General features: G+C 45.3%; 18 protein-coding genes. 9 read left to right on the forward strand and 9 right to left on the reverse strand.

The window, feature by feature from the left end:
• Positions 1 to 6: 6 nt before the first annotated feature.
• Both purL and A3860_RS08380 read right to left on the reverse strand, forming a co-directional pair.
• Positions 7 to 2,241 (reverse strand): phosphoribosylformylglycinamidine synthase subunit PurL, encoded by a 2,235-nt coding sequence (purL, locus tag A3860_RS08375; protein WP_081146463.1) that lies wholly within the window; start codon positions 2,239 to 2,241, stop codon positions 7 to 9.
• A 157-nt stretch (positions 2,242 to 2,398) separates the two neighbouring features.
• A complete protein-coding gene (locus tag A3860_RS08380) occupies positions 2,399 to 3,535 on the reverse strand; it encodes a glycosyltransferase family 4 protein (protein ID WP_081146099.1) in 1,137 nt (378 codons plus the stop codon).
• 61 nt (positions 3,536 to 3,596) lie between these two features.
• On the opposite strand from A3860_RS08380, the gene A3860_RS08385 reads away from it, so the two are divergent.
• Together A3860_RS08385 and A3860_RS08395 are read left to right on the forward strand one after the other, a co-directional pair.
• Positions 3,597 to 4,856 (forward strand): hypothetical protein, encoded by a 1,260-nt coding sequence (locus tag A3860_RS08385; protein WP_081146100.1) that lies wholly within the window; start codon positions 3,597 to 3,599, stop codon positions 4,854 to 4,856.
• A 150-nt stretch (positions 4,857 to 5,006) separates the two neighbouring features.
• Positions 5,007 to 7,202: a glutamine synthetase III family protein gene (locus tag A3860_RS08395; protein ID WP_081146102.1), complete on the forward strand. Its 2,196-nt coding sequence runs from the start codon at positions 5,007 to 5,009 to the stop codon at positions 7,200 to 7,202.
• A gap of 224 nt (positions 7,203 to 7,426) precedes the next feature.
• Here A3860_RS08395 and A3860_RS08400 read toward each other — a convergent pair whose 3' ends face one another.
• Positions 7,427 to 8,356: a phytanoyl-CoA dioxygenase family protein gene (locus A3860_RS08400; RefSeq protein WP_081146103.1), complete on the reverse strand. Its 930-nt coding sequence runs from the start codon at positions 8,354 to 8,356 to the stop codon at positions 7,427 to 7,429.
• Positions 8,357 to 9,531: 1,175 nt separating this feature from the next.
• Here A3860_RS08400 and A3860_RS08405 point away from each other — a divergent pair.
• The 5 genes from A3860_RS08405 (at position 9,532) to A3860_RS40470 (ending at position 12,395) form a co-directional block, all read left to right on the forward strand.
• Positions 9,532 to 9,996, forward strand: coding sequence for an NUDIX domain-containing protein (locus A3860_RS08405; RefSeq protein WP_081146104.1), 465 nt, complete (start codon positions 9,532 to 9,534; stop codon positions 9,994 to 9,996).
• A gap of 80 nt (positions 9,997 to 10,076) precedes the next feature.
• A complete protein-coding gene (locus tag A3860_RS08410; protein WP_081146105.1) occupies positions 10,077 to 10,595 on the forward strand; it encodes a hypothetical protein in 519 nt (172 codons plus the stop codon).
• A gap of 5 nt (positions 10,596 to 10,600) precedes the next feature.
• On the forward strand, positions 10,601 to 11,206 hold the full coding sequence (locus tag A3860_RS08415; RefSeq protein WP_245843500.1) for a hypothetical protein: 606 nt from the start codon (positions 10,601 to 10,603) through the stop codon (positions 11,204 to 11,206).
• Positions 11,207 to 11,251: 45 nt separating this feature from the next.
• Entirely contained in the window at positions 11,252 to 11,683 is a 432-nt protein-coding gene (locus tag A3860_RS08420) for a hypothetical protein (protein WP_081146106.1), read from the forward strand.
• 520 nt (positions 11,684 to 12,203) lie between these two features.
• Entirely contained in the window at positions 12,204 to 12,395 is a 192-nt protein-coding gene (locus A3860_RS40470) for a hypothetical protein (protein WP_143774006.1), read from the forward strand.
• A 67-nt stretch (positions 12,396 to 12,462) separates the two neighbouring features.
• Here the strand turns inward: A3860_RS40470 and A3860_RS08435 are convergent, their stop codons facing one another.
• The 4 genes from A3860_RS08435 to A3860_RS08455 all read right to left on the reverse strand — a co-directional run bounded on the left by A3860_RS08435 (position 12,463) and on the right by A3860_RS08455 (position 20,091).
• The gene (locus tag A3860_RS08435) at positions 12,463 to 13,938 is read right to left on the reverse strand and encodes a T9SS type A sorting domain-containing protein (protein ID WP_081146109.1); all 1,476 of its coding nucleotides are present in this window, start codon (positions 13,936 to 13,938) and stop codon (positions 12,463 to 12,465) included.
• Between the two features lie 545 nt (positions 13,939 to 14,483).
• Positions 14,484 to 15,947, reverse strand: a complete 1,464-nt coding sequence (locus A3860_RS08445; protein WP_081146111.1) for a T9SS type A sorting domain-containing protein — start codon at positions 15,945 to 15,947, stop codon at positions 14,484 to 14,486.
• A gap of 500 nt (positions 15,948 to 16,447) precedes the next feature.
• Positions 16,448 to 17,149 (reverse strand): (d)CMP kinase, encoded by a 702-nt coding sequence (gene cmk / locus A3860_RS08450; RefSeq protein WP_081146112.1) that lies wholly within the window; start codon positions 17,147 to 17,149, stop codon positions 16,448 to 16,450.
• Positions 17,150 to 17,565: 416 nt separating this feature from the next.
• Positions 17,566 to 20,091, reverse strand: a complete 2,526-nt coding sequence (locus A3860_RS08455; RefSeq protein ID WP_081146113.1) for an ATP-dependent Clp protease ATP-binding subunit — start codon at positions 20,089 to 20,091, stop codon at positions 17,566 to 17,568.
• A gap of 109 nt (positions 20,092 to 20,200) precedes the next feature.
• On the opposite strand from A3860_RS08455, the gene A3860_RS08460 reads away from it, so the two are divergent.
• Together A3860_RS08460 and A3860_RS08465 are read left to right on the forward strand one after the other, a co-directional pair.
• The gene (locus tag A3860_RS08460; protein WP_081146114.1) at positions 20,201 to 20,575 is read left to right on the forward strand and encodes an STAS domain-containing protein; all 375 of its coding nucleotides are present in this window, start codon (positions 20,201 to 20,203) and stop codon (positions 20,573 to 20,575) included.
• A gap of 259 nt (positions 20,576 to 20,834) precedes the next feature.
• A complete protein-coding gene (locus A3860_RS08465; protein ID WP_081146115.1) occupies positions 20,835 to 21,509 on the forward strand; it encodes a 2-C-methyl-D-erythritol 4-phosphate cytidylyltransferase in 675 nt (224 codons plus the stop codon).
• Here the strand turns inward: A3860_RS08465 and A3860_RS08470 are convergent.
• A complete protein-coding gene (locus A3860_RS08470) occupies positions 21,504 to 22,439 on the reverse strand; it encodes a hypothetical protein (RefSeq protein ID WP_081146116.1) in 936 nt (311 codons plus the stop codon). The two genes, A3860_RS08465 and A3860_RS08470, sit on opposite strands and share 6 nt — an antisense overlap.
• 14 nt (positions 22,440 to 22,453) lie before the next feature.
• Complete coding sequence (locus tag A3860_RS08475) at positions 22,454 to 25,366, reverse strand: M1 family metallopeptidase (RefSeq protein WP_081146117.1); 2,913 nt, start codon at positions 25,364 to 25,366, stop codon at positions 22,454 to 22,456.
• Positions 25,367 to 25,393: the final 27 nt, after the last annotated feature.

Here is a 25,393-nt window from a genome sequence, read left to right on the forward strand (position 1 = left end):
CACCAATTATAATGCACTCAACGCATGCTCGCTCTCATGACCAGCCAGCAAATTCTCAATGGCGGTGTCATATTTATTTTTCCAGGTATCAATAGTACCCCAACCGGCACCATCTATTGAAACAGCGCCGCTGGTTACCTGCCCCAGTTGTTCGTATGGATGACTGCCCAGCACTTTTTTAAACGCTTCCACTTTATCGGCTTTCACGCTTACCACCACCCGGCTTTGCGCTTCGCCAAACCAATAGGCATCTTTACGAATTTCTGCTTTGGCGGCTTTTACGTCAACACCCAGGTTGCGGTTGAAACAGCTTTCAATAAGCGTTATGAACAAACCACCTTCGCTGGTATCGTGCGCCGAAGCAATTACACCGGCTTTTATCAGTTCTGCGATCTTGTTCTGCAGGGTAGCTTCTTCTTCCAGGTCGAAATGCGGGGCCGGAGAGAACTCTACCTTTTTGATCTTATGTAAATATTCCGAAGAATTGATGTCGTTCCTGCTGGTTCCAACCAAAAACAGCTGATCGCCGGCCTGTTTGAAATCCATTGTCATTTTATCATTCACACTATCCAGCAAACCTACCATGCCAATGGTGGGCGTGGGATATACCGGCCCATCGGGGTTCTGGTTATAGAAGCTTACGTTACCACCGGTTACTGGCGTATCGAATTTCAAACACGCTTCGCTCATGCCTTTTAACGCATATACGAACTGATAGTATACCTGCGGATCGTAAGGATTACCGAAGTTGAGACAGTTGGTAATGCCCAGGGGCTGACCGCCACTGCATACGATATTACGCGCCGCTTCGGCCACAGCGATCATTCCACCGGTGAACGGATCGGCATATACATACCGGCTGTTACAATCGGTAGTAAGCGCCAGTCCTTTGTTGGTTGGTTTGGCAATTACCACCGCTGCATCGGCAGGGGTATTGGTAGTAGATGTACCTGCACCCACCATGCTGTCGTATTGCACATATACCCAACGTTTGTTGGCAATGTTGGGGATGCTGATGAGCTGTTCGGCTACAGCTTTCAGATCGGCCGGCACTTCTACAGTATCGGCTTTGAATGCTTTTATTTTTGAGAAGTAAGCGGGCTCTTTATAGTCGCGGTTATATTGCGGAGCGCCGCCACCCAGTACCAGTTCATGGGCGGGAATGGCAGCTTCCAGCTCGCCATGCATATAAAAATGCAACATGCCATCGCCGGTAACCTCACCTATTTCAGAACAGGGCAGGTCCCATTTATCGAAAACGCGTTGCACTTCGCTTTCACGGCCTTTTTCCACCACCATGAGCATACGCTCCTGGCTTTCGCTCAGCAACAGTTCCCAGGCCTTCATATTTTTTTGGCGGGTAGGCACTTTTTCGAGGTCGATGCGCATACCTACTTCGCCTTTGGCGCTCATTTCGGCAGTAGAACAAATAATACCGGCAGCACCCATATCCTGCATACCCACTACAGCGCCGGTCTTTATTACTTCCAAACAGGCTTCCAACAGTTTTTTTTCCTGGAAGGGGTCGCCCACCTGTACGGCAGGTAATTCTTCGGCGCTTTCGGCAGTAATGTCGGCCGAGGCAAAAGAAGCACCCCCAATACCATCTTTACCAGTGGCAGAGCCTACAAAGAAAACGGGGTTACCGAGGCCTTTTGCAGTAGCCGAAATGGTTTCGCCATTCTTTACAATACCAACGCTCATCGCATTCACGAGCGGGTTGGTATGATAACATTGTTCAAAATATATTTCACCGCCAACGGTAGGAACGCCAAAGCAATTGCCGTAATGGCCAATGCCATGCACTATACCCGCCAGCAGGTGCTGGGTTTTGGCTTCTTTAAGGTTACCAAAACGCAGGGAGTTGAGCGAGGCAATTGGCCTTGCGCCCATGGTAAAAATATCGCGGTGAATACCCCCTACCCCGGTAGCAGCGCCCTGAAAGGGTTCAATAGCCGAAGGGTGGTTATGAGATTCAATTTTAAATACAACACCAAAGCCATCGCCAATATCCATTAAACCCGCATTTTCTTCACCGGCCTTTACCAGCATCTTTTTTCCTTCGCGGGGTAATGTTTTTAAATACTTTATTGAATTTTTGTAACTGCAATGCTCACTCCACATACCGCTGAAGGCACACAGCTCGGTAAAATTGGGCGTACGGCCAAGTTTTTGTTTTATCAGTTCGAATTCTTCTTCGGTAAGACGTAATTGTTTAGCCGTTTTTACTGTTACTTCCATGGTTTTTTGTGTAAAATGCTGATTAATAGCAGCTTTCCGACTTTCAGGCCGGCAGTTTTTTAAAAGAAAGCGCAAAAGTACTCCAAAGTCGGCAATCGGCAATCGTGAATCGGCAATACGTATTGCCCCGGCTCCGGCGCACCAATCGGTCATACGTCTATTCGGCCCAATCGGCATTCAACGTAGCCACATACTCATCGATCACATGCCTGATATCGAATTTTTTAATCACCAGGGCGCGGCCCTGGCGGCCAAGGCGGCTGCGCTCTTCGGCGGGAAGGTTGAGTATTTTTTCCATTTTATCGGCCAGGTCAAAGGGGTCGTGCACATGGCACAGGAACCCGGTGGCATTATTCAACACCACTTCCTTACACCCCCGGTTATTACTGGTGATAACAGGCAGTTCCATACAGGCCGCTTCCATAAGGCAGCGCGGAATGCCTTCATTATAAAAAGAGGGGAAAACAAAACAATCGGCCCGCCGCAGGAAGGGGCGTACATCTTTGGCAAACCCGCCATAATGGATCAGTCCTTCTTTTTGCCAGCGGTCGAGGTCATCGCGGGAAATAGAATCGGGATGATGCTGTTCAAAAAAACCGATGAGCTCAAACCGCACGCTGTAATTCTTTTTCTTTAAAATGCGGGCGGCATCGGCATACAGTCCAATGCCCTTGCTCTTAAGCAGGCGGGTGCTCATTAAAAAAGTAAAAGGTTCGCTTTCTTTTTTAGCGCTATGGTTCCCGAAAGAGAAATATTCCGTGTCGATCCCTTCACCCGGCAGCACCTTTACCTTTTCAATATTCACAATATGTTCATTGATGAATATTTTAGCGTCCTCATTATTCAGGAACCACACTTCGCGGGTTTTGCGCAGGGCCCGTTTGTATAATTGTTTAACCACCTGGAACAACCAGTTGCGTTTGGCAAACGGATACCCCAGTCCGGTGATCACGGCAACGGAAGGAATGCCAATGGCGGCGGCGGCCAGTGAACCGTAGATATTGGGCTTGGCCACATAATGAAAAATAAAATCGGGGCGGTGCTGGCGGTACAGGGCTTTTAATTGACGGTAGAAAGCAAGGTCAGCAACGGGATTTTCGGTCTTATTATTGAAATGAAGTGGAATGAACCGGCAGCCGCTTTGCTGCAGGTAGGCAGAATACTCATCATCGGGGGCCATTACCATCACCTCAAAGCCCTGCCCCATCAGATAACGGATCACATCTAACCTGAAATTGTAGACAGACCACGCGCTGTTTGACACAAAGGCGATGAGCTTATGAGCACGTACCATTACATAAAATTATCATCAAAAGTATATATTTGTCCGCATTAGTTAAACTTACGACTCTGTAATGACCATCATTGGAATCATATTTTACAGCATAGTATTCATATTTCTGTTATACCGCCTTACCCGTAAAAAGGTGCCCTTAACAGTGGTCGAACTGTCGCTGGCCTTTCTTTTTAAAGTGGCCCTGGGTTGTTTATACGGTTATATTTACCTGCATGTGTATAATGGCGACGATACCTGGAAGTTGCATAACTATTCGTTGATTGACCTGCAAAAACTACTGCACAATCCTGTTTATTATTTTACCGAGCTGGGACCGGCCGAATCTTTTGCCTGGGCCGGCGGTGGGTTTTGGGATGGGCTCAGCGCCTATATTCATACGCTCGAAAACGACAGCACCATCAAAATACTGAGTATAGCCAATTTGTTCACCCGGAGTAATTATTATATTAATGTAGTGTTCTTCAATTTTATCCTTTTCTGGGGGCCTTACTGGCTGTTCGGCCTGCTTGTAAAAGAATTCCCCGAAAAAAGAAAGCCGCTGCTGTTGCTGATCTTTTTCTTCCCCCCCCTGGTATTCTGGTTGAGCGGCATTAGGGGCGATGGGTTGGTGCTGTTCTTTATGGCCCTTACCCTGGTGCACTTTCGCCGCTGGGTATATGAAAACAAAAAATGGTCGATCTTATATTGTATACTGGCCCTTATTGGGGTTGTTATTTACAGGACCCAGTTCGTATTGCTGTTGATACCGGCCCTGCTTGCCTGGTATATATCGGTAAAATTTAACCGAAATGCGGTTGCCACTTTTTTGTGGGTGTTTGGCATTAGCGGGGTGCTGTTCTTTGCATCGGCCTGGGTATCGCCACAAAAAAACGGTCCACTGATCGTAACAGAACGGCAGCAATCATTTATGCAATTGGAGGGTACGCGTTTTCACTTAGATACCCTGCAGCCTACGGTCACCAGTTTTATAAAAGTGTTGCCGCAGGCGGTAAGCCATACTTTTTTACGGCCATATATATGGGAAGCAAAGGGGGCGTTACAGCTGATGACCGCGGCGGAGATCATCGTTTGCTGGTTACTGGTACTTACAGCCATTATAAAAAAAGAAATGCATTGGCGGCAGCCCCTGCAAAAGCCGGTTTTGGTGTTTTGTCTGGGGCTGGGCATCACATTATATATATTTATAGGTTACACGGTTCCTTTCCCCGGCGCCATCGTCAGGTACAAGGCTATTCCCGAGCTTTTATTGCTTACCATACCGGTAATTTGTACCAATTGGGCCTTTTTACAGAAGATTAACAAAAAACTATATATTTAAAAAAATCGCATTTTTCACCCACTTTTAGGTCCAAAACCCCCATTCTACCCCAGTTTTTATGTTTTTTATCAAAAAAACAAGCGCTCAAATTCAAAATTTTTTTTTGGATGTGTATTTGTCGTTTATTTGCAAAAAGCAAAAATTTTAGTGATGGAATCATTACGTTTTAAAGCAATCAACGATCTTACCTCACAGGCTAATGGCCTGGAAGTGGAAGGTCCAGCCAAAATTACCGGCATATTCGGAGAAAATGTATTTACATTAAAGACTGCTCGTGAATTTTTGAGTGACGAGGCGTACAAGAGCCTGAATGCCTCCATTAAAGGTGCCAAGAAAATTGACCGCGCCATGGCAAACCAGATCGCGGCCGGCTTGCGCCAATGGGCTGAGAGCAAAGGTGTAACCCACTATACGCACTGGTTCCAACCCCTTACAGGTACAACTGCAGAAAAACACGACTCTTTCTTCACTATTAAAGGCGACGGCAGCGCTATTGAAACTTTCGACGGCGATGCGTTGATACAACAAGAGCCAGATGCTTCTTCGTTCCCCAGCGGTGGCATCCGTGCAACTTTCGAAGCCCGCGGTTATACTGCATGGGATCCTTCTTCACCCGCTTTCATCATGGAGATCGGTCTGGGAAAAACACTGTGCATTCCTACCATCTTCGTTTCTTATACCGGTGAAACACTCGACTACAAAGCTCCTTTAATTAAATCGCTCGAAGCGTTGAATAAAGCAGCTGTTGAAGTGTGCCATTATTTCGACAAAAACGTAAGCAAAGTAGTTGCTACCCTGGGATGGGAGCAAGAGTACTTCGTAATTGACGAAGCACTGTTCAATGCCCGTCCTGACCTGGTATTAGGCGGCCGTACCGTATTCGGACACTCTCCTGCCAAAGGTCAACAGCTGGAAGACCATTACTTTGGCGCCATTCCTGAAAGGATCTACGCTTTCATGCGTGATTTTGAGCAGGAATCATACAAACTGGGTATTCCTTTAAGAACCCGTCACAACGAGGTAGCACCTTCACAGTTCGAGTGCGCCCCCATCTTCGAAGAAGTTAGCGTGGCAGTTGACCACAACACCCTGTTGATGGATGTTATGGACCGCGTTGCCCGCCGTCATAAATTAAGAGCGTTGTTGCATGAAAAACCATTCGCCGGCATTAACGGAAGTGGTAAACACAACAACTGGTCAATGGCAACCGATACCGGCATTAACCTGCTGGCTCCCGGTAAAACACCAAAGACCAACCTGATGTTCCTGACTTTCTTCGTGAACACCATCAAGGCTGTATATGATTATTCTGATGTACTGCGTTCGTCTATCGCATCAGCCGGAAACGATCACCGCCTGGGTGCCAACGAAGCGCCTCCTGCTATCATCTCTGTATTCATTGGCCAGTACCTGAACAAAGTACTGAACGATGTTAAAGAAAGAGTAGGTGGTAAATTCGACGAACAGGATGAAGCCATCCTGAAGTTAGACCTGCACAGAAGCATTCCTGAGCTGTTGCTCGATAACACCGACCGTAACCGTACTTCACCGTTCGCGTTCACCGGTAACAAATTCGAGTTCCGCGCTGTAGGTTCTACTGCAAACTGCGCCAACCCCATGACCGCGTTGAACACCATCATGGCTGAAACGCTGAAGAACTTCAAGAAAGATGTAGATGCATTGATCGATAAAGGCGAGAAAAAAGAGATCGCTATCATGCACGTTATTCGCGAGTACATTGTAGCCAGCGAAAAAGTATTGTTCGAAGGCGACGGTTACAGCGACGAATGGCACCAGGAAGCTGCAAAACGCGGTTTACCCAACGTACGCACCACGCCGCTGGCGCTGGATGCTCAGGTAAGCGATAAAGCAAAGCACCTGTTCGAAAGCAACAACGTGTTAACGCATGTTGAAATTGAAGCCCGTCATGAGATCGAGCTGGAAAAATACATCAAGAAAGTACAAATTGAAGCCCGTATAATGGGTGAGCTGGCCACCAGCCACATATTACCGGCTGCTGTTAAATATCAGAACGAGCTCATCGCAAACATCAAAGGTTTGAAAGAGATCGGTATGAAAGAAGAAACATATGCTAACCAGAAACAAATTCTGGTGAAAGTTTCTGAACACGTGAACAAAATGGCTGAAATGGTTGAAAAAATGATCCAGGCTCGTAAAAAAGCAAATGCCATTGCTGATACACGTGAGAAAGCGATCGCCTATTGCGATACAATCAAAGGCGAGTATTTTGATCAGATCCGTTACCATGCCGACAAGCTGGAATTGCTGGTAGGCGATGAGTACTGGCTGTTACCAAAATACCGCGAAATGCTGTTCTTGCGCTAAAAATGCCCCTTCGCCAACTGGCGAAGAAACAGATAAAGAAGGTATACTGACATGACAAGCAAGGCCCCGTTCTGAATAAGGATGGGGTTCTTCTTTTATACCCCCAGGCTCCCCCGACTAGTCGGGGCTGGCAAAGAGGAGTAATAAAGACATGCCGGGAATCAATTGGCAATCCCTGGCCATTTGGCCCGTAAGCCGTTCCTGAATTGATCTGCGGACCATTTCTACATCAGCGAAGGCCGTTCGGTGATCTCGTGGTATTTGATCACATCGCTGGCATAGTAATGCACTACCATGCTTTTTCGGGTAAGCGCCGGGTTTTTAATGGGGGTGCCACCATGTACCAGGTTGGCATGCCAGATAAGTACATCGCCTTTTTTGGCAATCAGCTCTTCACGCTTATACTGGTTCTTCTGAAGCAGTTCCTCAATCATATCTTCATAATCGGGATAATCATGTTTTCCCAACGATAAAAAAGAGCTGTTGGTGTTCCAGTCATTATTGAGCAGGTAAGGCAGTTTATGGCTGCCGGGATAATAAAAGAGCGGACCGCTATCAGGATGCACATCTTCCAAAGCAATCCAGATGGCTAACAGATAGCCCAGTGGGTAGGTGGTCATATGCACGCTGTCGGAATGCGCCCGCTGGCCGCTACCAGCAATAAAGTTGATGGTTTGAAAAGGGACCATTTCTTTATCCAACAAAAAATTGAGCAATTTACTGATGGCCGCATCCTGGGTTATTTTGCGGATAAGCGCCGATCTTTTGTTGGCAAACATGAGCTTGTTGCCCCATTTAAACTGGAGGATCCCTTTTTTCATCAGCGTTTCAATTTCGTGCATAACGGCATCGCAGTCCGCTGGTGAAAAATGGTTTTCCAGTACCATATATCCATTGTTGCTCCACTGCAGGATCTTTTGTTGTATTTGGGGTGAGAATTGCTGAAAGCCTTCCTTTTGCGGGGCCAGAACGGCAGAATCACCTGTATCGAGCCAGGCGCGGGATTCCCTGTCGGGAAAATCTTTGCTTGAAATGGAAGCGAACAGCGGCTTGTGAAGGTTGTATTTTTTATATGCCTTTCTATTATGTAGCAATTGTTTGTAATGAAGCAGGTTATATACCCAGTGAACAGGTTTAAAATGCTTTAGATTCATTTGTTGCTGATATTATGAGGCATTATATGATCGGGTAAAAATAAGCATTATAGATTATTAGAAAAACAACCAGCACCGCTGCAGCAGGCTGGTTGTTGGTTGGTTTTATTTTGCCCCGTCCTTCGACCCTTCGACTTTCCGCCGGCAGGCGGACAGGTGCTCAGGGCTTTACCTGGCGACATTTGGCGGTCTTTATAAATAGAACTACCTATTGACTCATCAGGAAATTTCACTTTTAAACGAGCACAAATAACAGACGTTTACTACGGTTATCTATACCTGACCGATTGACGATTCAAAAATAATTTAGAAACTGGGTTCGAAAAGATGGTAAAGCTGGATCCATCCCCATTAACGCAATGATTATGAAGGAGAAGAATTCTTAAAATAGTTTGGGCAGCGTGCAAAATTGGTCGAATTGGATAGGGTTAGCGGTTTACAGGCACTCGCCCCCCGGCTTTCAATTCAAGTATTTACCTGGTGCTTATGAATGGCTAACGAGCTGGTTTAACCGTTTACTTTCTGGTTTTTACTTTTCAGCACAACAACTTTTATCTTTAGAAGTATGTTTTTAACTGTTGGTTTACCTGATTTGAATGCTGTCGCCTGTTTTTAACTGTTTGCACAGCCACTTTGATCATCGGTTCCTTATTTTTATCTGTTTACTTAACGAATTATGCTATCAGCATTTCATTTTTAATCACCTGCTTAATGATTTTACAGAAAAGCTTTTCAAGCTTTATCGTTTGCTTATAGGATTTAACCACTTGTTTAACGGTTTTAACCGCCTGTCACTAAGCTTGCATGGCGTGCATGCGCGCTTTTCACTTGTGCATGTGTGCTTTTCACTTTCGCAGACATCCTTTCATTCACGCATGCGGTCTTTTCACTAATGCATTCGTGCTAAACAACGAAACCTGCGTTGCAAACTTCGCAACCTTCCATGTTAAATAATAAACCCGCACAATAGCCTTGTAAAACCCACTGCAAACAATATAAACTGAAATGCAAATCCTGTAACCCGCTATGTTGAATATAAAAACTGCAAATAATGTATATAAACTCGTCATACAAGAGGCGAAACCCGAAAATCCCTGTCTGATAGAACCTGATCCTGATCAACCACACTACATTAATATATCCTGCACAAACCAAAAACGCACTAACTTAACCCTATGAAAAAGAGCGCCGGCATTTTACCATACAAATTCGTGAAAAAGGAATTATTCTTTTTCATCGCCCACCCCGGCGGGCCCTTCTATCGCAAAAAAGACAATGGCTTTTGGGGTATTGTAAAAGGAGAATTTGACGACAGCGAAGAACCCCTGCAGGCAGCCATCAGGGAATTTAAAGAAGAAACCAATCTTGATCTGGAGGGCCCCTTTCTGGAATTAACACCCCGCAAACAAAAAAGCGGCAAAATGGTATATATATGGGCCATAGAAACCGATTTCCCCGCCGATAATCTCCAGTGTAATACCTTTCAACTGGAATGGCCGCCCAAATCGGGCAAAATGATAGAGGTGCCCGAACTCGACAAATTTGAATGGTTCAATATTGACACCACCATTACAAAACTGATCCCCGCCCAGGTGGGCTTTGTGGAAGAATTGCTGCAACATCTCCACATCAAAAGATAAAAATTATAAAAGCTTCGTTTGCCAAATTCTACAAACCCGTACCTTTAGCCGCGAATTAAGTTCACAACAATCCATACTCTATGCGTAAAACCCTTTTCGCCCTTACCGTATTTGTAGTAAGCAATGTAACTATTTATGCCCAGTCGGTTCCGGTAGATTCTCACAAACGAATTGTTGAACAGGCCCAGGGACTAACTACCGAAAAATTCCTTCGTTTTTTAGAACAAGGTAAAATTGACGAGGCCCTGCCACTGATCGACACTTCCTATTTAGAATCAAAAACCCATTATGAGGATACCCTCACCAACTATCACCAGGAACTGTCGAAATATTTAAGCACCTCGAAACTATCAATAGTAGTTGTTACCCCCGATAAAAAATACAACACCTACCGTTGCATATATCATAACAAGAAAGGATATAACTTTACCATAGACCTGTATTACAAAAAAGGGAAATCGGGTTCAAAGATCACCCGCATTGCGAAAAAACCCGAAAAGTCAAAAACAGGATCTGCAAAAACAGGCTCAGCAAAAACAAAGACTGCTTTAACCTCCGCTAAACGAAAAACCGCCAGAAAAACAATAGCTAAAAGTTGAATACGATGAGCGCTCGTACCGGCATTCAAAGACAATATGCTAAAAAATTTCTGACGTTAAATGAGATCATTCTCCTGGGCTGTGTTATAGGCGGGCTGTACGGCATTGTACACGATCAGCTCACCTATACCATTTCGCCGGAGTATTATACAAAATTCAAATTTTACCAGTTTGGCCTGGCCGAATCAGGTAACGAAGCCCTCTTCCCTACTCCGCGGCTCCAGGTTTCCCTCGTAGGGTTTATGGCCACCTGGTGGATGGGTTTGTTCATAGGCATCATTCTGGGCATAATAGGGCTCATCCATACCGAAAACAGGCAAATGTTGTTTGTGACCCTTAAAGCCATGCTGGTGACCATGGCAGTGGCATTAGCGACCGGGTTCATTGGCCTGGCTTATGGCAAATGGGTGCTGGCCAAAACCGGGGTCAACTGGCGGTTTCCGCAAAACCTGGTAGATAAGGAAAGCTTTATCGCCGTAGGTTCCATGCACAACTTCAGCTACCTGGGCGGCGCTGCGGGGTTGATAGCCGCTGTCATTTATAGCATACGGCAAAGGAAAAAAACCGCCCCAGCCCGCACCAGAAATAAAAAGAAAGCCCGCAGCAAGTGACTGTTAACCTATTTTATCTAATTTCAGCCCTTTAAAATGTGATATATGGAAATAAGACCCAAAAAAGGAATAGGAGATTTTACGTTCGGCATGAAAGCAGAAGAAGTAGTAGCCAAACTGGGAAAGCCCGATAAAATATACCAGGATGAAGATGATGAGAACCAGTTGCTGTATCAATATAACAAGAGCAAACTCAGGCTTACCTTTTTCGAGGACCATGAAGGAAAGCTGGGTTATATCAGGTGCTCAAGCCCAACGCTCACCTATCAGGGAAAACCCATCATAAATAGCTCCATTGAAAAAGTAAAAAAGGAGGTCTTTGGAAAGCATATTGAGGAATGGGAAGAGGAAGACTATGATTTTTTTGCTACCTACGTTAATGAAGAATACTGGATCGTTTTAAATGTGGAATACGATGAAGTAACAGAGGTTGAAGTAGGTGTGCCGTTTAATGATGATGAGGAGTATGAGTGGTAGTGATTTAGCATACTTGTAACCGTATAGTCAATGCCTACAATGAGGATCCCGGCTATTTGCAAACGAACGCCATTTCAGGTGACCATCATTTTATTCCTGACACTTTATTTGGCCATAGTTTTATTTACCGGTTACTCATTAACCGGTTTCTGAACCGACATAATTTTCTCCGTCCTATATTGCGCGTTTGCGTTGGTATTAGTTTTTAAAACCAAAGCAAACGCGCTTTGGTTAACAGTGCTGCTTAGAAGCCTGGCAACCATTTGCGCCATAACGGTATATGGATTGATATTCCTGAATTTCACCAACCCATTTATTGCAGACCATTTCAAACTACGCAGCTTAAAAATTCTGTAGAGTCTACGCGAAGCTCGATCCCCCTTGACCATAATCAACAAATTCCACCCCACCCTCCTATAACCGCTTGCTACACAATCTCACTAACGGAACTTGTCCTTCGTCAATTCGTCATACCACCAATAATCTCTATCATTACCCCCTTAATTCAAAACCCTCAATTATGAAACGAATACTTGCCGTATCCGCCCTGGTGGCTGTTGCCGCCTTTGCTACCGCTTTTTCCAGTTATTCTTACAGCCTTAAAAAACATCACGAAACCTGCAAAGGATCGCGCTATTGCACTGCCTGTAAAAACTGCAGCCGGTGCGGTCATTGTGCCAAAAACGGGGGCACCTGCGGTGTTTGCCGGTAATGCACCAACTGAAAGAGACCCCGATGTTTTACCGGGGCCTCTTTGCTTGCCTTTTCCTTGTACTTTCCTATAAAACCACAATCTTCTGCGCCAGCCGCTCTGTGGTCGCTTTATTCGTTATGATCAGCATGTACATGCCCGTGCGCAAACCTCCGATCACCATATTATCGTCATGGTAATTATTCCATTGCTTCAAAATCCTTCCGCCCATATCAGTGATAATTATATCACGGATGGCACTGCTGCCAAATAATACATTCATATTTCCCGATTTACCCGGGTTCGGATATACCGTCACTTTAGAAAGCTCTTCCAACCCGCGTACGCCTTTTACCGGCATTACTGTACGGGTTCCATCCTTATCAATCTGTACGAGCCGGTACCAGCTGTTTCCTCTGGCCAGGTTCTCTTCCCTGAACTGATAGGCCAACTGCGTACTGCTATTGCCATTATCTGCTTTCGTTGCAACAAATCCCACTTTTTCATAGGCACTGTTGCCAATACTGCGTTGTATTTCAAAACCGGTATTATTACTTTCAAATGTGGTGGTCCACTGTAATGTTACATTATTTCCACTGCGGCTGCCGGTATAATTCACCAGCGAAACAGGTAATGGAGCTGCTGGCGGCCAGTTAACAGTTACCGTAGCATCGTCGTACATATTGTCGGCAGTGGTAGCGAAACTATTGTCGGGACCGTTATCAGATAACCGGTAGGTAAAGATTAACTGTGTTACCGATATGGAATTCCTGGTAATGGTAAAAGTTCCATCGCTGTTCACGGTAACTGTTCCATTGGCAGGCTGCGTCAATACCGACCATTGTAAATTGTTATAGTTATCGTTCTCGTCATTATCTGTACCGGTAGCATCTACCGTAAAGCCACTGGGGTAATCAAGGTTGGAACCAAATAAGGCGCCACTAAATGAAGTTTCCGCCAGGTTACTCCGGTTAAATTGATCGTTCAGGGCTACGGGCGGACAATTGCTTCCTCCACATATCAGCGCTACACCACTAATAGATACATTATCGATCACATATTTAAAGCCACCCTGGCCGCAATCAGCATGAAAGGATAGCACCACTTTAAAATCACTTGCAGTTACAGCTGCAGGAAAATCAAAAGTAAAACAGTTACTTCCGCCATTCTGTGCTAATACGTAATTATCTATACGGGCGATAACATTAGCGGGGTCTTTCGCGTCCTGAAAAGTAGAGACAGAAGAATATACAAACAGTACATCCATGTAGGTAGGATTACATGGAAATGGTATCTGATAATTCATATTGGTCTCATAAGCCCAGATATCAAGACACACCTTTACTTTATTGGATGTTTTATTAACCGAAGGCGTGCCGATAATAGAAGGTACATTATCGCCTGCACCTGACGTAAGCACTATGGCATTACCGTTTAGTGGCGTAATCTTGGCGCCTTTATCCAATATCCACCCTGTAGGTTCTGGATCAAAATCTTCTTCTAACTGAGCTTGTGCAATTGATGTGACTGCAACAAATAATGCAAATAGTAAAAACCGCTTCATAGTACATACTTTTTTGTGGTTAGGAATTGTGGGGATTGGCTTACAGCGGTATATTGGCTTTATAGCTTCTAAGGGTAATGAAAAAAGTATCCTGTACGCTCCGGTAATGCGGAGTGAAATAAGTTGTTGTTCGTTATTGATTATTGCAGGTATGAAGCTGTGCTACCTTAATAGCCGGAGGTATATGCATGAGGAGTCATTCAATGCATACTTTCTTTTTACGGTAATAGAGGTGCACGCCGTTCAGAGAATACTGGCTATGTGAATTTTTCGAGGATGGGAATTAATCTTTATTTACTCAGGAGGCTTTTGAGATTTGAAAACAAGGAAGTATTGGATACTGACATATAAAAATAATATGCGTTCCTCAAATATGCAATAGAGACAATATTTAATTGACTTAAAACAAGTTTATTTTAAACATCCGGGCATCCGGGGAACTCTTGGTAATTCTTTAACTCCGCTCTTCTTCGGCGACCCTCAGAACAGAAAAGCCTTCCCCGGTTCAACCCGGGGAAGGCTTTTGGCCTGCAAACGCAGTTATACTACCTTTTGATAATTAATTTTGAAACGGTCTTCGCAGCCGTGTTCTTATCGTAAACAATGAACATATACATACCGGTTTGTAATCCAGTGATGGTTATGTTATCATCGCTGTAACTATTCCAGCGTTTTATTAATTTACCTCCCAGGTCGGTGATCGATACATCACGCACTGATGAACTGCCGAATAATACATTCACCGTGCTGCCCGGATTCGGATAGATCAGCATCTTTTTCAGATCTTCCAGTCCACGAATGGCCAGTGATGGTAATATTTTCTTCGTACCATCTTTATTTACCTGTACCAGCCGGTACCAGCTTACTGCATTGGTGAGGTTCACTTCTGTGAACGAATAGGTTTGCTGCAGGCTGCTGGTTCCATCAGCTGCCTTGCTGTTCACAAAGCCTACGGCTTTGAAATCGCCGTTCACGATGCGTTGCACTTCAAAACCTACATTGTCGGTTTCAGTAGTGGTTGTCCATCTTAATGTAACATTGTTGCCATTGCGGTTGCCGGTAAAGCTCATGAGGGTAACCGGCAAAGGAGCACCAGCGCCAAAATTCACCGTCACTGCAGCGGTATCGCAATTGCCATCGGGATCGCACAACTGATATACAAAGGTCATTTGGGTAACTGCTATACTGCTACGGGTAACAGTAGCGGTACCCTGCCCACCGGGGTTCATGGTAACTGTACCATTTGACGGGGGCGTAAGCAATGACCAGGTCAATGCGCTATAAGCATCATTGGGATCATTGTCAATACCAGCTGCATATACCATGTAACCTGCAGGCGCTGCCGGATAAGCAGGATTATTACCATATAATACTACATTCTGTGATAAGCCGGGCGTAGGGGTATTAAACACATCTGGTAAAGCTACCGGTGCACAGGCCGCGCCGGTACACACTTCACTTAAACCGGTGATCACAAAATTATCGAAAGCATAACGGGTGCTGCCCATAGCGCAACCATCGTGTACTACCAGGAATACCCTGAACGAGGTGGCAGTTACAGATGCAGGAAAAGTAAAGGAGTTACAGTTTGTTCCACCACTGGCTGAAATGGTCAATCCTTTTACCGACCCATACACGCTATTTGGATCGCTTTCATCAATCTGATTGCTGTTATTTACAGCTGTGTTGGTGAAGAAAAGATCATACGTTGCAGCGCAGGGCAATGCGCCAAGGCCACCGCTTGATGTATAACCAAAAATGTCAAAGCAAAAGTTCACGGTTGCAGCGCCGGTTGTTTTCTTTACCTCGGGTGTGCCTATAGTGCCGGGGCTGCTTCCATTTGATGAAAGAATAACATCATTGCCGTTTACAGTATGGTAACTATACCCGTTGGCAAGGATCCAGTTTGCAGGATGTGGTGTAAAATCTTCTTCTAATTGTGCCTGAAGTAAGCCTGTCCATAAAGCGCATACTAATAATAATGCACCTGAATGTAACATTCGATTCATAAAACATGCGTTTTAAAATGTTGTCAATGTAAATGCGGAGTTACATAGCGTACGGATGATAATGTAGGCAGCTTTAGAACAGAATAATGGATTGAACAAAAAACAGGTTGTTCAGATTGTTGGAGTTCAACAGAGGTTTATAAGGAATGAATGTTGGATACTGAGGGTTTCATAAGTACGGAAATGCACAGTCGAATGCCTAACCAGAGATATGCGGTAGGACAAAAAAGAATAAAGCTTACAAAGCTTATAAATGAGCGAATCACTTCAGAGCACAACAAATGTACTTCACCTGTTTCAAATTAACAATAAGGTGAATATAAAATATTTAAATGTAAAAACTACGGTAAGTCAGCCTAGTTAATATACTATTTAATTAATAATCAAGGAGTAAGTAGTGAATTGACAACTTGTTCGCGGAAACCCTGGCGTAGGTGCATTGCCGCATAACAATTACCGTTGCCGGTTTTCTCAGATTGGGAATTATTCTCAAAAATCTATTAATGATTGGTAATGGTTGATCCGGGCACCCTTTCAACCACCCATTTTTTGGCAATTTCAAGCTGTTCTTTTATGGTTAAATTAGTATTATCAAGCACCAGGGCATCGTCGGCCTGGCGAAGCGGGCTCACTTCACGGTGAGAATCAATATAATCGCGCATTTCAAGGTTGGCCCTTACCTCTTCCATGGTAATGTTCGGATTTTTTTCATACAATTCCTGGAACCGGCGTTTAACCCGGATCTCGTTTTCTGCCGTCATGAAGATCTTGAGCTCAGCATGGGGGAATACCACCGTACCTATATCGCGGCCATCCATTACAATACCTTTGTTCTTACCCATCTCCTGCTGCTGCTTTACGGCAAATTCACGCACTTCCCTGATCGCTGCCACCTCGCTTACCTTTTCGGCCACCACCAGGTCGCGGATCACATACTCCACGTTCTCGCCATTCAGGTGCATTTCGCTTTGGCCGCTCTTGTGGTTCGACATAAACGTGAGCCTGATATGCTGCATAGCCTCATGTACGATCTCGGGATGGGTCCAGTCAACGTGATTACGTAAAAAATAGAGGGTAATAGCCCGGTACATAGCTCCACTGTCAATATATATGTATCCCAACTCCCGGGCCAGCTGTTTGGCTAAGGTGCTTTTTCCGCAGGACGACCATCCGTCGATGGTGATTATGATCTTTTGTTGCATAGGTATTGTTGCAAAAATAAGCCAGGGATGGCAGAGATGAAAAAGTTTAGTTGCCGCAAGTGTATGGTTACCAGCCTTGCCCGCCGTAGCCCTGGCATAGGCGAGCCTCCTGCATAAATTGGCACTCCCTCACAAATAAATGTCGCCCCGGTTTAGGGACGACATCCATTTTGTAGTGGGACTAAATTGGCACACTACGCTGTGTCACCTGGTTAGCAGTCCATCACCTTAGAGGATGCCCTGAATAATATGCCGGCATAACGAAAATGCCACTTACAACGAGGGGTATTGTAAACCGAGGGACGCAGTTCTATTAACGAAAGACCAGGTATTTAGTTGTTCAGCCCCCTGAAAATGCATAAAAAAAGTCCTCCCGATATATCGGGAGGACTGTATATACTGTTATCAAATGCTTTTTAAGAAGCTTCAGATTTTTCCTTTTCTGTCTTCAAAGAGAATTTGATCTTCGAATTCTCCTTGTCAAGGTCGGCCACCAGGGTGTCGCCTTGTTTAATGTGCAGGCTCAGGATCTCTTCTGCTAAAGGATCTTCCAGGTATTTCTGAATGGCCCTGTGCAAAGGACGGGCGCCAAATTGCTGGTCGTATCCTTTTTCAGCGATGAAATGTTTGGCATCAGGGGTTAACTCGAGCGTAAACCCTAAGTTGGCCAGCCGTTTCATTACGCCTTTCATCAGAATGTCGATGATCGAGAAGATGTGCTCTTTGTTCAGTGAGTTGAAGATGATCACATCATCGATACGGTTCAGGAACTCGGGCGAGAACGTACGTTTCAACGCTTTTTCAATAACGGCTTTGTTATTTTCATTTGCGTTTTGGGTGCGTGCCTGGGTTGCAAAACCTACACCATCACCAAAATCTTTCAACTGCCGTACACCAATGTTCGAGGTCATGATGATGGTCGTGTTCTTGAAATCAACTCTTCGGCCCAAACCGTCGGTCAATTGTCCATCATCCAATACCTGTAACAGGATGTTGTAAATATCCGGGTGTGCTTTTTCAATTTCGTCGAGCAGGATCACCGAATATGGTTTGCGGCGAACCTTCTCGGTCAGTTGACCACCTTCTTCATAACCTACATATCCGGGAGGCGCACCGATCAACCGGCTCACCGTGAATTTTTCCATGTATTCACTCATGTCGATGCGGATGAGCGCATCTTCAGAGTCGAACATATAACGGGCCAGTGAACGGGCCAGCTCGGTTTTACCAACACCGGTAGGTCCCAGGAAGATAAATGTACCGATCGGCTTTTTAGGATCTTTCAACCCTACGCGGTTACGCTGAATGGCTTTTACTACTTTATCAATAGCTTCATCCTGCCCTATCACCATTTCGCGCATATCTTCGGCCATCCGGCGCAGTTTTTCGCTTTCGGCCTGCACCATTCTCTTCACCGGTATACCGGTCATCATGCTCACTACTTCGGCAATGTTCTCTTCGTCTATGGGATAGCGTTTATGCTTGCTTTCTTCTTCCCAGCTTGCTTTTGCTTTCTCCAACTCTTCCTGCAGGCGTTTTTCGGTATCGCGTAAAGAAGCTGCTTCTTCAAACTTCTGGCTCTTTACTACTTTATTCTTTTCAACCTTTACATCTTCGATCTTCTTTTCGAGGTCAAGGATCTCTTTAGGCACGTTGATGTTCTTTAAGTGAACACGGGCGCCTACTTCGTCCAGTACGTCGATGGCCTTGTCGGGCAGCAAACGATCGGTAATGTAACGGTCGCTCAATTTTACGCAGGCATCAATGGCATCGTCACTGTAAGTAACGTTGTGATAGTCCTCGTATTTCGATTTGATGTTGTTCAGGATCTGAATGGTTTCGTCTACACTTGGCGGTTCAACCATTACTTTCTGGAAGCGGCGATCGAGAGCGCCGTCCTTTTCAATATACATTCTGTACTCATCGAGTGTAGAGGCGCCAATGCACTGGAGTTCGCCACGGGCCAAAGCAGGTTTGAAGATGTTGGAGGCATCGAGTGAACCGCTTGCACCGCCTGCGCCCACTATGGTGTGAATTTCATCGATGAACAGGATCACATCCCGGTTCTTCTCCAGCTCATTCATGATGGCTTTCATGCGCTCTTCAAACTGACCACGGTATTTTGTACCGGCTACCAGGGCAGCAAGGTCTAATGAGATCACACGTTTATCGAACAGAACTCTGGAAACTTTACGCTGAACGATACGCAGGGCCAACCCTTCAACGATAGCTGTTTTACCTACACCGGGTTCACCTATCAATATCGGGTTGTTCTTTTTACGGCGGCTCAGGATCTGCGATACCCTTTCTATTTCTTCCTCACGTCCAACGATAGGGTCAAGGGCACCACTCTCGGCTAAACGCGTAATGTCGCGGCCAAAATTGTCTAATACCGGTGTCTTGCTTTTTGTATTTCCGGCAGCGCGCGATTTCTGCTGCGAATATTTCTTTTCATCATCAAAATCGTCTTCGTTCTCGTCGGCATATTCGCTGCGTACGTCGTTGCTTTTAACAACGCCTAATTCGTTTCTGAATAAATCGTAATCCACGTCGAACTGATTTAAGATTTGAGTTGCTATGTTTTCCTTATTCTTTAGAATGGAGAGCATTAAGTGTTCCGTTTCAACTGTCGGGCTCTTCAGGGCCTTTGCTTCCAGCACAGTTACGCGTATCACCTTTTCGGCCTGCTTGGTGAGTGGCAAACTGTTTATGTTAGCAATGTTTTTACCGGTTTTGTCTTTGACTGCCAGTTCTACTTCTTTCCGCAATTCGTACAGATCCACATTAAAGCTTTTCAATATACGGACAGCAGTGTTCTCTCCTTCACGGATCAACCCCAGCAACAAATGTTCAGTTCCGATAAAATCGTTCCCAAGCCGTAAAGCCTCCTCTCTGCTAAAAGAAATGATCTCCTTCACCTGGGCTGAAAAATTGTTGTCCATTTTATTTATAATTTGTTGTGTGTTATACAATAATAACGAATATTTTTGACATTCTGTTGTTCCCTTTTATTAACGGCTGTTAGCGCTAAAAAGTACTTAAAAGGTCTATATGCAGTTCAAAATTGATACCAGTGAAAAATTTCATGCCATTCAGATCAAAGAGCCAGTTTTATCTGCTAATATGACAGAAGAATTGGACGCCTGTTTAATGCCTCTCTTGCAACAGGAAGTTAAAAATGTGGTGCTTATATTACAAGACATTCAAACCATTGATAACGCTGCCGGTGAGCACCTCGTTAAGTTACAACAATGCTTTTATGATCAAAATGCATCGTTTGTACTCTGTTGCCTGCAAAAACAGGTGGAAAAAGCACTTGACACCTTCGATCTGCTCGAATTATTGAACGTGGCGCCCACTGAAAGCGAAGCATGGGATATAGTTCATATGGAAGAAATTGAACGCGAACTGGGCGATTCCTTTTGATTGAATTTTACAAGTGAACGCACATCAAGCACTTCGGCAGTGAGCCAAAAACAGCATTGCAGTTAAACCGCCGTTGTGTCACACATACAACAGTATAAAAACCGGAAAAACACCCTTTTTCCGATATGTTAAAATTTGAATCTGAAGAAAGAACGCGAAGAAAGGCAAACAGGCATTGAGAAAACAACATTCTAAAACATAAAAAGTCCTTGAAGGAGTTGGAGTTTTTAACTCCCCCTTTAGGAGGTTGGGGGTATACTTGAAAAAATACGCAGTCATAGTTGCCGGAGGTTCGGGGTTGCGCATGGGTGCTGCCCTGCCTAAACAATTTCTTCCGCTGCGCGGTAAACCGGTGCTGTGGCATTCGCTCAATACTTTTCTGCAAGCCTGGCCCGATCTGGAGATCATTCTCGTTGTTCCAACCGATCATTTACCCGCTGGCCGCGATATTGTGAATACCACTTCAGACCCCGCCCGTATACGCATCACGGTGGGCGGCGAAACCCGTTTTCATTCCGTAAAAAATGGGCTTCACCTTATTTCAGAACCCGGCATTGTGTTCGTACACGACGCCGTGCGCTGTTTGATCACCACTCACCTTATTCACCGCTGTTACGAGCAGGCCCTTGAAAAAGGCAATGCCATTCCGGCCATTCAACCCATCGACACGCTTCGTATTGAAACTCCTGACGGCAGTCAGTTAATCGACCGTCAAAAAGTTCGCATCATTCAAACCCCGCAAACCTTTTACAGCGACATCATAAAAAAGGCTTTTGAACAGCCTTACGACGCCTCCTTCACCGATGAGGCCAGCGTAGTAGAAAAAATGGGCGTTGTTATACAGCTTATTGAAGGGGAAGCCACCAACATTAAAATAACAAGGCCGCTCGATCTGTTGCTGGCCGAAAAAATACTGGAACAAAGAATGTTATAATGATGGCTGTTGGCCCCGGGCCTGTTTCTTCAGCAAACGAAGTGGCCAGGGCAGGCGGTTATAATGATAGAAAAAATAAGGTTGATCAATGGTTCCAAAACTCCGGTAAAAATGCGCTACACCCGGTAATTCACTTCCCTCAAAATCAAGCGTCAGCTCACTTTCAGCAAATTCATGGATCACCCTGTCGAGCAAAAAATGATAGGCATCGCGGGAGCGTCCTTCGGGCCAGGTTACCGAAACCAGCAAATACAACCGGTTCTTATAACGCAGCATCAATGCCGCCGACAACAGTTGGTTGTTTTCCTTAACAACCCTTACTACCCTGCTTTCGTTGGGAAGAAAAGTGCAAAGCGTCTCGAAATTGATATAATCTTCATTGCTTACATGCGGCATGCGGCCACCGTACATTTCTTTATAAGCATGCAATACCATTTTATGACCGGCTTCTTCACAATAAGTGAGGTTGAATCGCCTGCATCGTTTAAGGCTCTTCACCAGGCCTGGCTTATAGTTTTGTTGCAATTGTTCGTAGGAACGCTGAAAAGACAAAACAAAATTGGCGCAAGCTGGAAGCGCCTTTACCCCATGCGCATAGTTCAGAAAAATTTCTGCAAACCTAAAGCGGGCTTCCACTTCTTTCAAAAAAGCAATTACCAGTTCTTCTGTAATGACAACATGGGTAAAAATGCCGAGTTGTTGGGTAAATGCCGGCTGATACAGATACCTGATACCAATTTTTTTTCGCCAGGTCAGGGGCATTACCGCCTCATAATCTCCCAAAACCAGGGCATCCCAATCATCTGTTAAACAGTCAAGATAAAACGTACGGGCATATATGAGGCCATTGGCTGCGTTATCGATACATTGGTCCCATTTGCCGGTATCGATCTGGTTACGATGCAGGTATTGTATTTGGTGGCGCCCCATGCGGTTGAAAGGTACTAAAACGGGATCTTATTACCCGTTGCCTTGTGTATATTGAACCGTTGCACGTCGATGCTGAAAGAGATCTTTTTAAAGAATTTATCTTCCTCAGGAACCGTTTTCAGGTTATCCCTGAATTCCTTGCTGTATAAGACCGGTGCATACACCTGAATGAGGTCTTTAAACAGGGTAACCTGCAAACCGGCCACATACAGGAACCGGCTGGTTTCGGCATTCTTTTTCCAGGCTTCGGCATAAGTGCCCGCATCGAAGAATATTTTTATGGGCAGTGGAAACGGCAACAGGTTTCGGGGTAAGGTGCTGTTCAGGTTCATGGAAGCGATCCAGTTGTCGCTACGGCCCTGCAATCCCTGAAAAAGATCGGTGCGTATTTTTAATCCGCCATCGCGTATCATGATCTGCTGGCTGAACAACCCGGTTTGTTCATTGCGACCCAGAAAATAGTTGCTGTAAGTATAATCTTCATTACCCCGTACGGCAGTTAACTTTGGCTGGTATACTTCTGTTTGTATCTGCTTTGCCAGGGTTTTCCCGCCTATATAACCGAATTTGGCCGCGAACACCCGCATTTGCAAACCGCCATAGCTGCTGTAATTGAAGTAATAATTTCCGGTGGCCGATGCGCGGTAAAACCCTTCGCCCTGCTGCACCTGCAGCCGTACGTCGTAGGGATACAGGGCCCTGTAATCGGCAATGTTGAAACTAAGCTGGTTCAGGTACCGGCGGGTGGTTTTGCCTTCGGTAGGATAATACGCGGCATCGCTGCTTTTCAACACATACCTGAAATCCTTTTCCCAGATCAGGTACGTACGAAACTCCAACCATTTTTCCAGATTGCTGCGGGGGTCTTTATTGTTGAACGTGACCTTCAGGGCAGGCGACAGTTTATAAAAGCCCGCAAATATTTTATTGGCATTGCTGTCGGTTCCATCGAGGGTCGAGAAATGAGAGCCGCCTACCGACAGGTCGATCTTCTCGAAAGTATTGTTGGGCCGCCACGTATAACCGATGCGGCCAATGCCATTCACCTGTTTGCTTACGGTAGCATACATGGGGGCTACAAAGAACTGCAGTTTATGCGCAGGGAATGTATAGTTGTGCAGGGCCAGCCCAAACATAAAATGATCATACGCACTATACCCTATCGCCGGCATCCAGTTGAGATAATTTATGCTGTCGTAATTCCTGAAGTTGAATAAAAAGGCCGGTTTAAACTTTTTATGCCGGGCCATGGTGTTCACCCCGCCTTTTTGCTGCAGCGAATCAAAGAAGGAATGAATGGCTTTGCCATCACCAACGCTGAAACTTTTTTCAAAATCCTGCGGATAAGGGTGTTTGAATTGCCATTGCTGGTAATAGGCCTGCATGCAGCTGTCGAACCGCTGAACGCCTACTTTATTTTCCAGGTGTTTTAATAAAACACCGGTCTTCAGGTAGGTCATTACCATGTAGTTCACGAAAGTAAAATCAGCGGAGGGCGTGGCTATTGGCTGGTCTTTTTTAATTGTTGCCAGGGCATCGATGGGTAATTCTTCTATAGCAGCAGGCAATCTTTTCTGTACGTATTTCGGATAATCGGGCCCGGGGTATTTCATGGCCTTGTACCGGTTATCGTAGTAGGTGTTCACGCCTTCATCCATCCAGGGATGATCGCGTTCATTGCTGCCGAGGATACCATAAAACCAGTTGTGCCCCACTTCATGTTCTATGGTCATGTCGAGCTCTTTTTCATTCATACCGGGCGAAATGCTGGTGATGGTAGGATATTCCATACCGCCTTCGAAACCAATTTTAGCTTCTACCGCACTCACTACGTTATACGGGTACTCGCCAATGAGGTTCGATCTGAAATGCACCGCATCTTTGAGATATTGAATGCTTTTGGCCCAGGCTTCGCTTTTGGGTGAGCGGTAAAAGCTCATGGCCTGCACTACCCGGCCCGATGACAATTGAATGGTATCCTGTTTTACGATAAAGGACGAATCGGCAAACCAGGCAAAATCGTGAATATTGTTTTGTTTGTATTGAAGCGTTTTAAAAGTTTGTACGGGCCTAACTTTTGCAGCTGGCGCTTTAGCATAAGCGGTTGGCTTGTGATTTTTGGAAACAGGCTTATGCGCAACCGGCTTTTTTGCCTTGTTCGCCGGGGCTTTGGCGAAGGCGGAGCGCTTTTTGGCGTCCAGCTTCTTTTTCATCACAGCGATCTGCATGGGAGCCATCTCCGCTTTTCCTCTCAACCATTGCTTCTCCTGTTCATTCTGCAATTCGCCGGTAGCTGCCACCACATATTGATCAGGAACGGTAATGCTTACGTCAAAACTGCCGAACTCACTGTAAAACTCGCCCTGATCGAGGTAGGGCATTTCATGCCAGCCGCTGCGGTCGTATACAGCCGGTTTGGGATACCATTGGGTAACCTGGTAAGAATGACCGGTATGGCCGCCCCGGGAAAAATTCGCCGGTAACTGTATATGAAAAGGTGTGGTGAGCTCGGTTTCCTCACCGGGCAGCAACGGCGCCGCCAGGTTCACTTTTATGATATCGATGTATTCGGGATGATCTTCTGTTTTTAAAGTGGTATTGCCGGTCCTGAAATCGAGCCGGTTGATGTACCCTCTTTTTTCACGGGTAGAAAAATAAAAATCGGTGCGGCCGTTTTGCAGGGTTTGTTCGGTGAAAGCCGTTTTATCGTTCTTGAACGCATTAGGCCAAAGATGAAACCAGATAAAACGAAGCGTATCGGGCGAATGGTTAATATACCGCAGCTTTAAAAAACCTTCCAGGGTATGTTCGGTATCGTTCAGGGATACATCAATGGTATAATGTACTTCCTGTTGCCAGTAGGGGTTCTGGGCAATCGCCTGCATCCTGATAACCGAAATAAATAGTAATAGGTAGATTTTTTTCATGGTCAACGGTGAATGTTACCAGTTACC

This window comes from Niastella vici (assembly GCF_002077945.1).
Taxonomy (GTDB): Bacteria; Bacteroidota; Bacteroidia; order Chitinophagales; family Chitinophagaceae; genus Niastella; species Niastella vici.

Excerpts from the sequence above, each read along its gene's own strand:
- purL (WP_081146463.1), bottom strand. The coding sequence starts at position 2,241 with ATGGAAGTAACAGTAAAAACGGCTAAACAATTACGTCTTACCGAAGAA.
- A3860_RS08380 (WP_081146099.1), bottom strand. The coding sequence starts at position 3,535 with ATGGTACGTGCTCATAAGCTCATCGCCTTTGTGTCAAACAGCGCGTGG.
- A3860_RS08385 (WP_081146100.1), top strand. The coding sequence starts at position 3,597 with ATGACCATCATTGGAATCATATTTTACAGCATAGTATTCATATTTCTG.
- A3860_RS08395 (WP_081146102.1), top strand. The coding sequence starts at position 5,007 with ATGGAATCATTACGTTTTAAAGCAATCAACGATCTTACCTCACAGGCT.
- A3860_RS08400 (WP_081146103.1), bottom strand. The coding sequence starts at position 8,356 with ATGAATCTAAAGCATTTTAAACCTGTTCACTGGGTATATAACCTGCTT.
- A3860_RS08405 (WP_081146104.1), top strand. The coding sequence starts at position 9,532 with ATGAAAAAGAGCGCCGGCATTTTACCATACAAATTCGTGAAAAAGGAA.
- A3860_RS08410 (WP_081146105.1), top strand. The coding sequence starts at position 10,077 with ATGCGTAAAACCCTTTTCGCCCTTACCGTATTTGTAGTAAGCAATGTA.
- A3860_RS08415 (WP_245843500.1), top strand. The coding sequence starts at position 10,601 with ATGAGCGCTCGTACCGGCATTCAAAGACAATATGCTAAAAAATTTCTG.
- A3860_RS08420 (WP_081146106.1), top strand. The coding sequence starts at position 11,252 with ATGGAAATAAGACCCAAAAAAGGAATAGGAGATTTTACGTTCGGCATG.
- A3860_RS40470 (WP_143774006.1), top strand. The coding sequence starts at position 12,204 with ATGAAACGAATACTTGCCGTATCCGCCCTGGTGGCTGTTGCCGCCTTT.
- A3860_RS08435 (WP_081146109.1), bottom strand. The coding sequence starts at position 13,938 with ATGAAGCGGTTTTTACTATTTGCATTATTTGTTGCAGTCACATCAATT.
- A3860_RS08445 (WP_081146111.1), bottom strand. The coding sequence starts at position 15,947 with ATGAATCGAATGTTACATTCAGGTGCATTATTATTAGTATGCGCTTTA.
- cmk (WP_081146112.1), bottom strand. The coding sequence starts at position 17,149 with ATGCAACAAAAGATCATAATCACCATCGACGGATGGTCGTCCTGCGGA.
- A3860_RS08455 (WP_081146113.1), bottom strand. The coding sequence starts at position 20,091 with ATGGACAACAATTTTTCAGCCCAGGTGAAGGAGATCATTTCTTTTAGC.
- A3860_RS08460 (WP_081146114.1), top strand. The coding sequence starts at position 20,201 with ATGCAGTTCAAAATTGATACCAGTGAAAAATTTCATGCCATTCAGATC.
- A3860_RS08470 (WP_081146116.1), bottom strand. The coding sequence starts at position 22,439 with ATGGGGCGCCACCAAATACAATACCTGCATCGTAACCAGATCGATACC.
- A3860_RS08475 (WP_081146117.1), bottom strand. The coding sequence starts at position 25,366 with ATGAAAAAAATCTACCTATTACTATTTATTTCGGTTATCAGGATGCAG.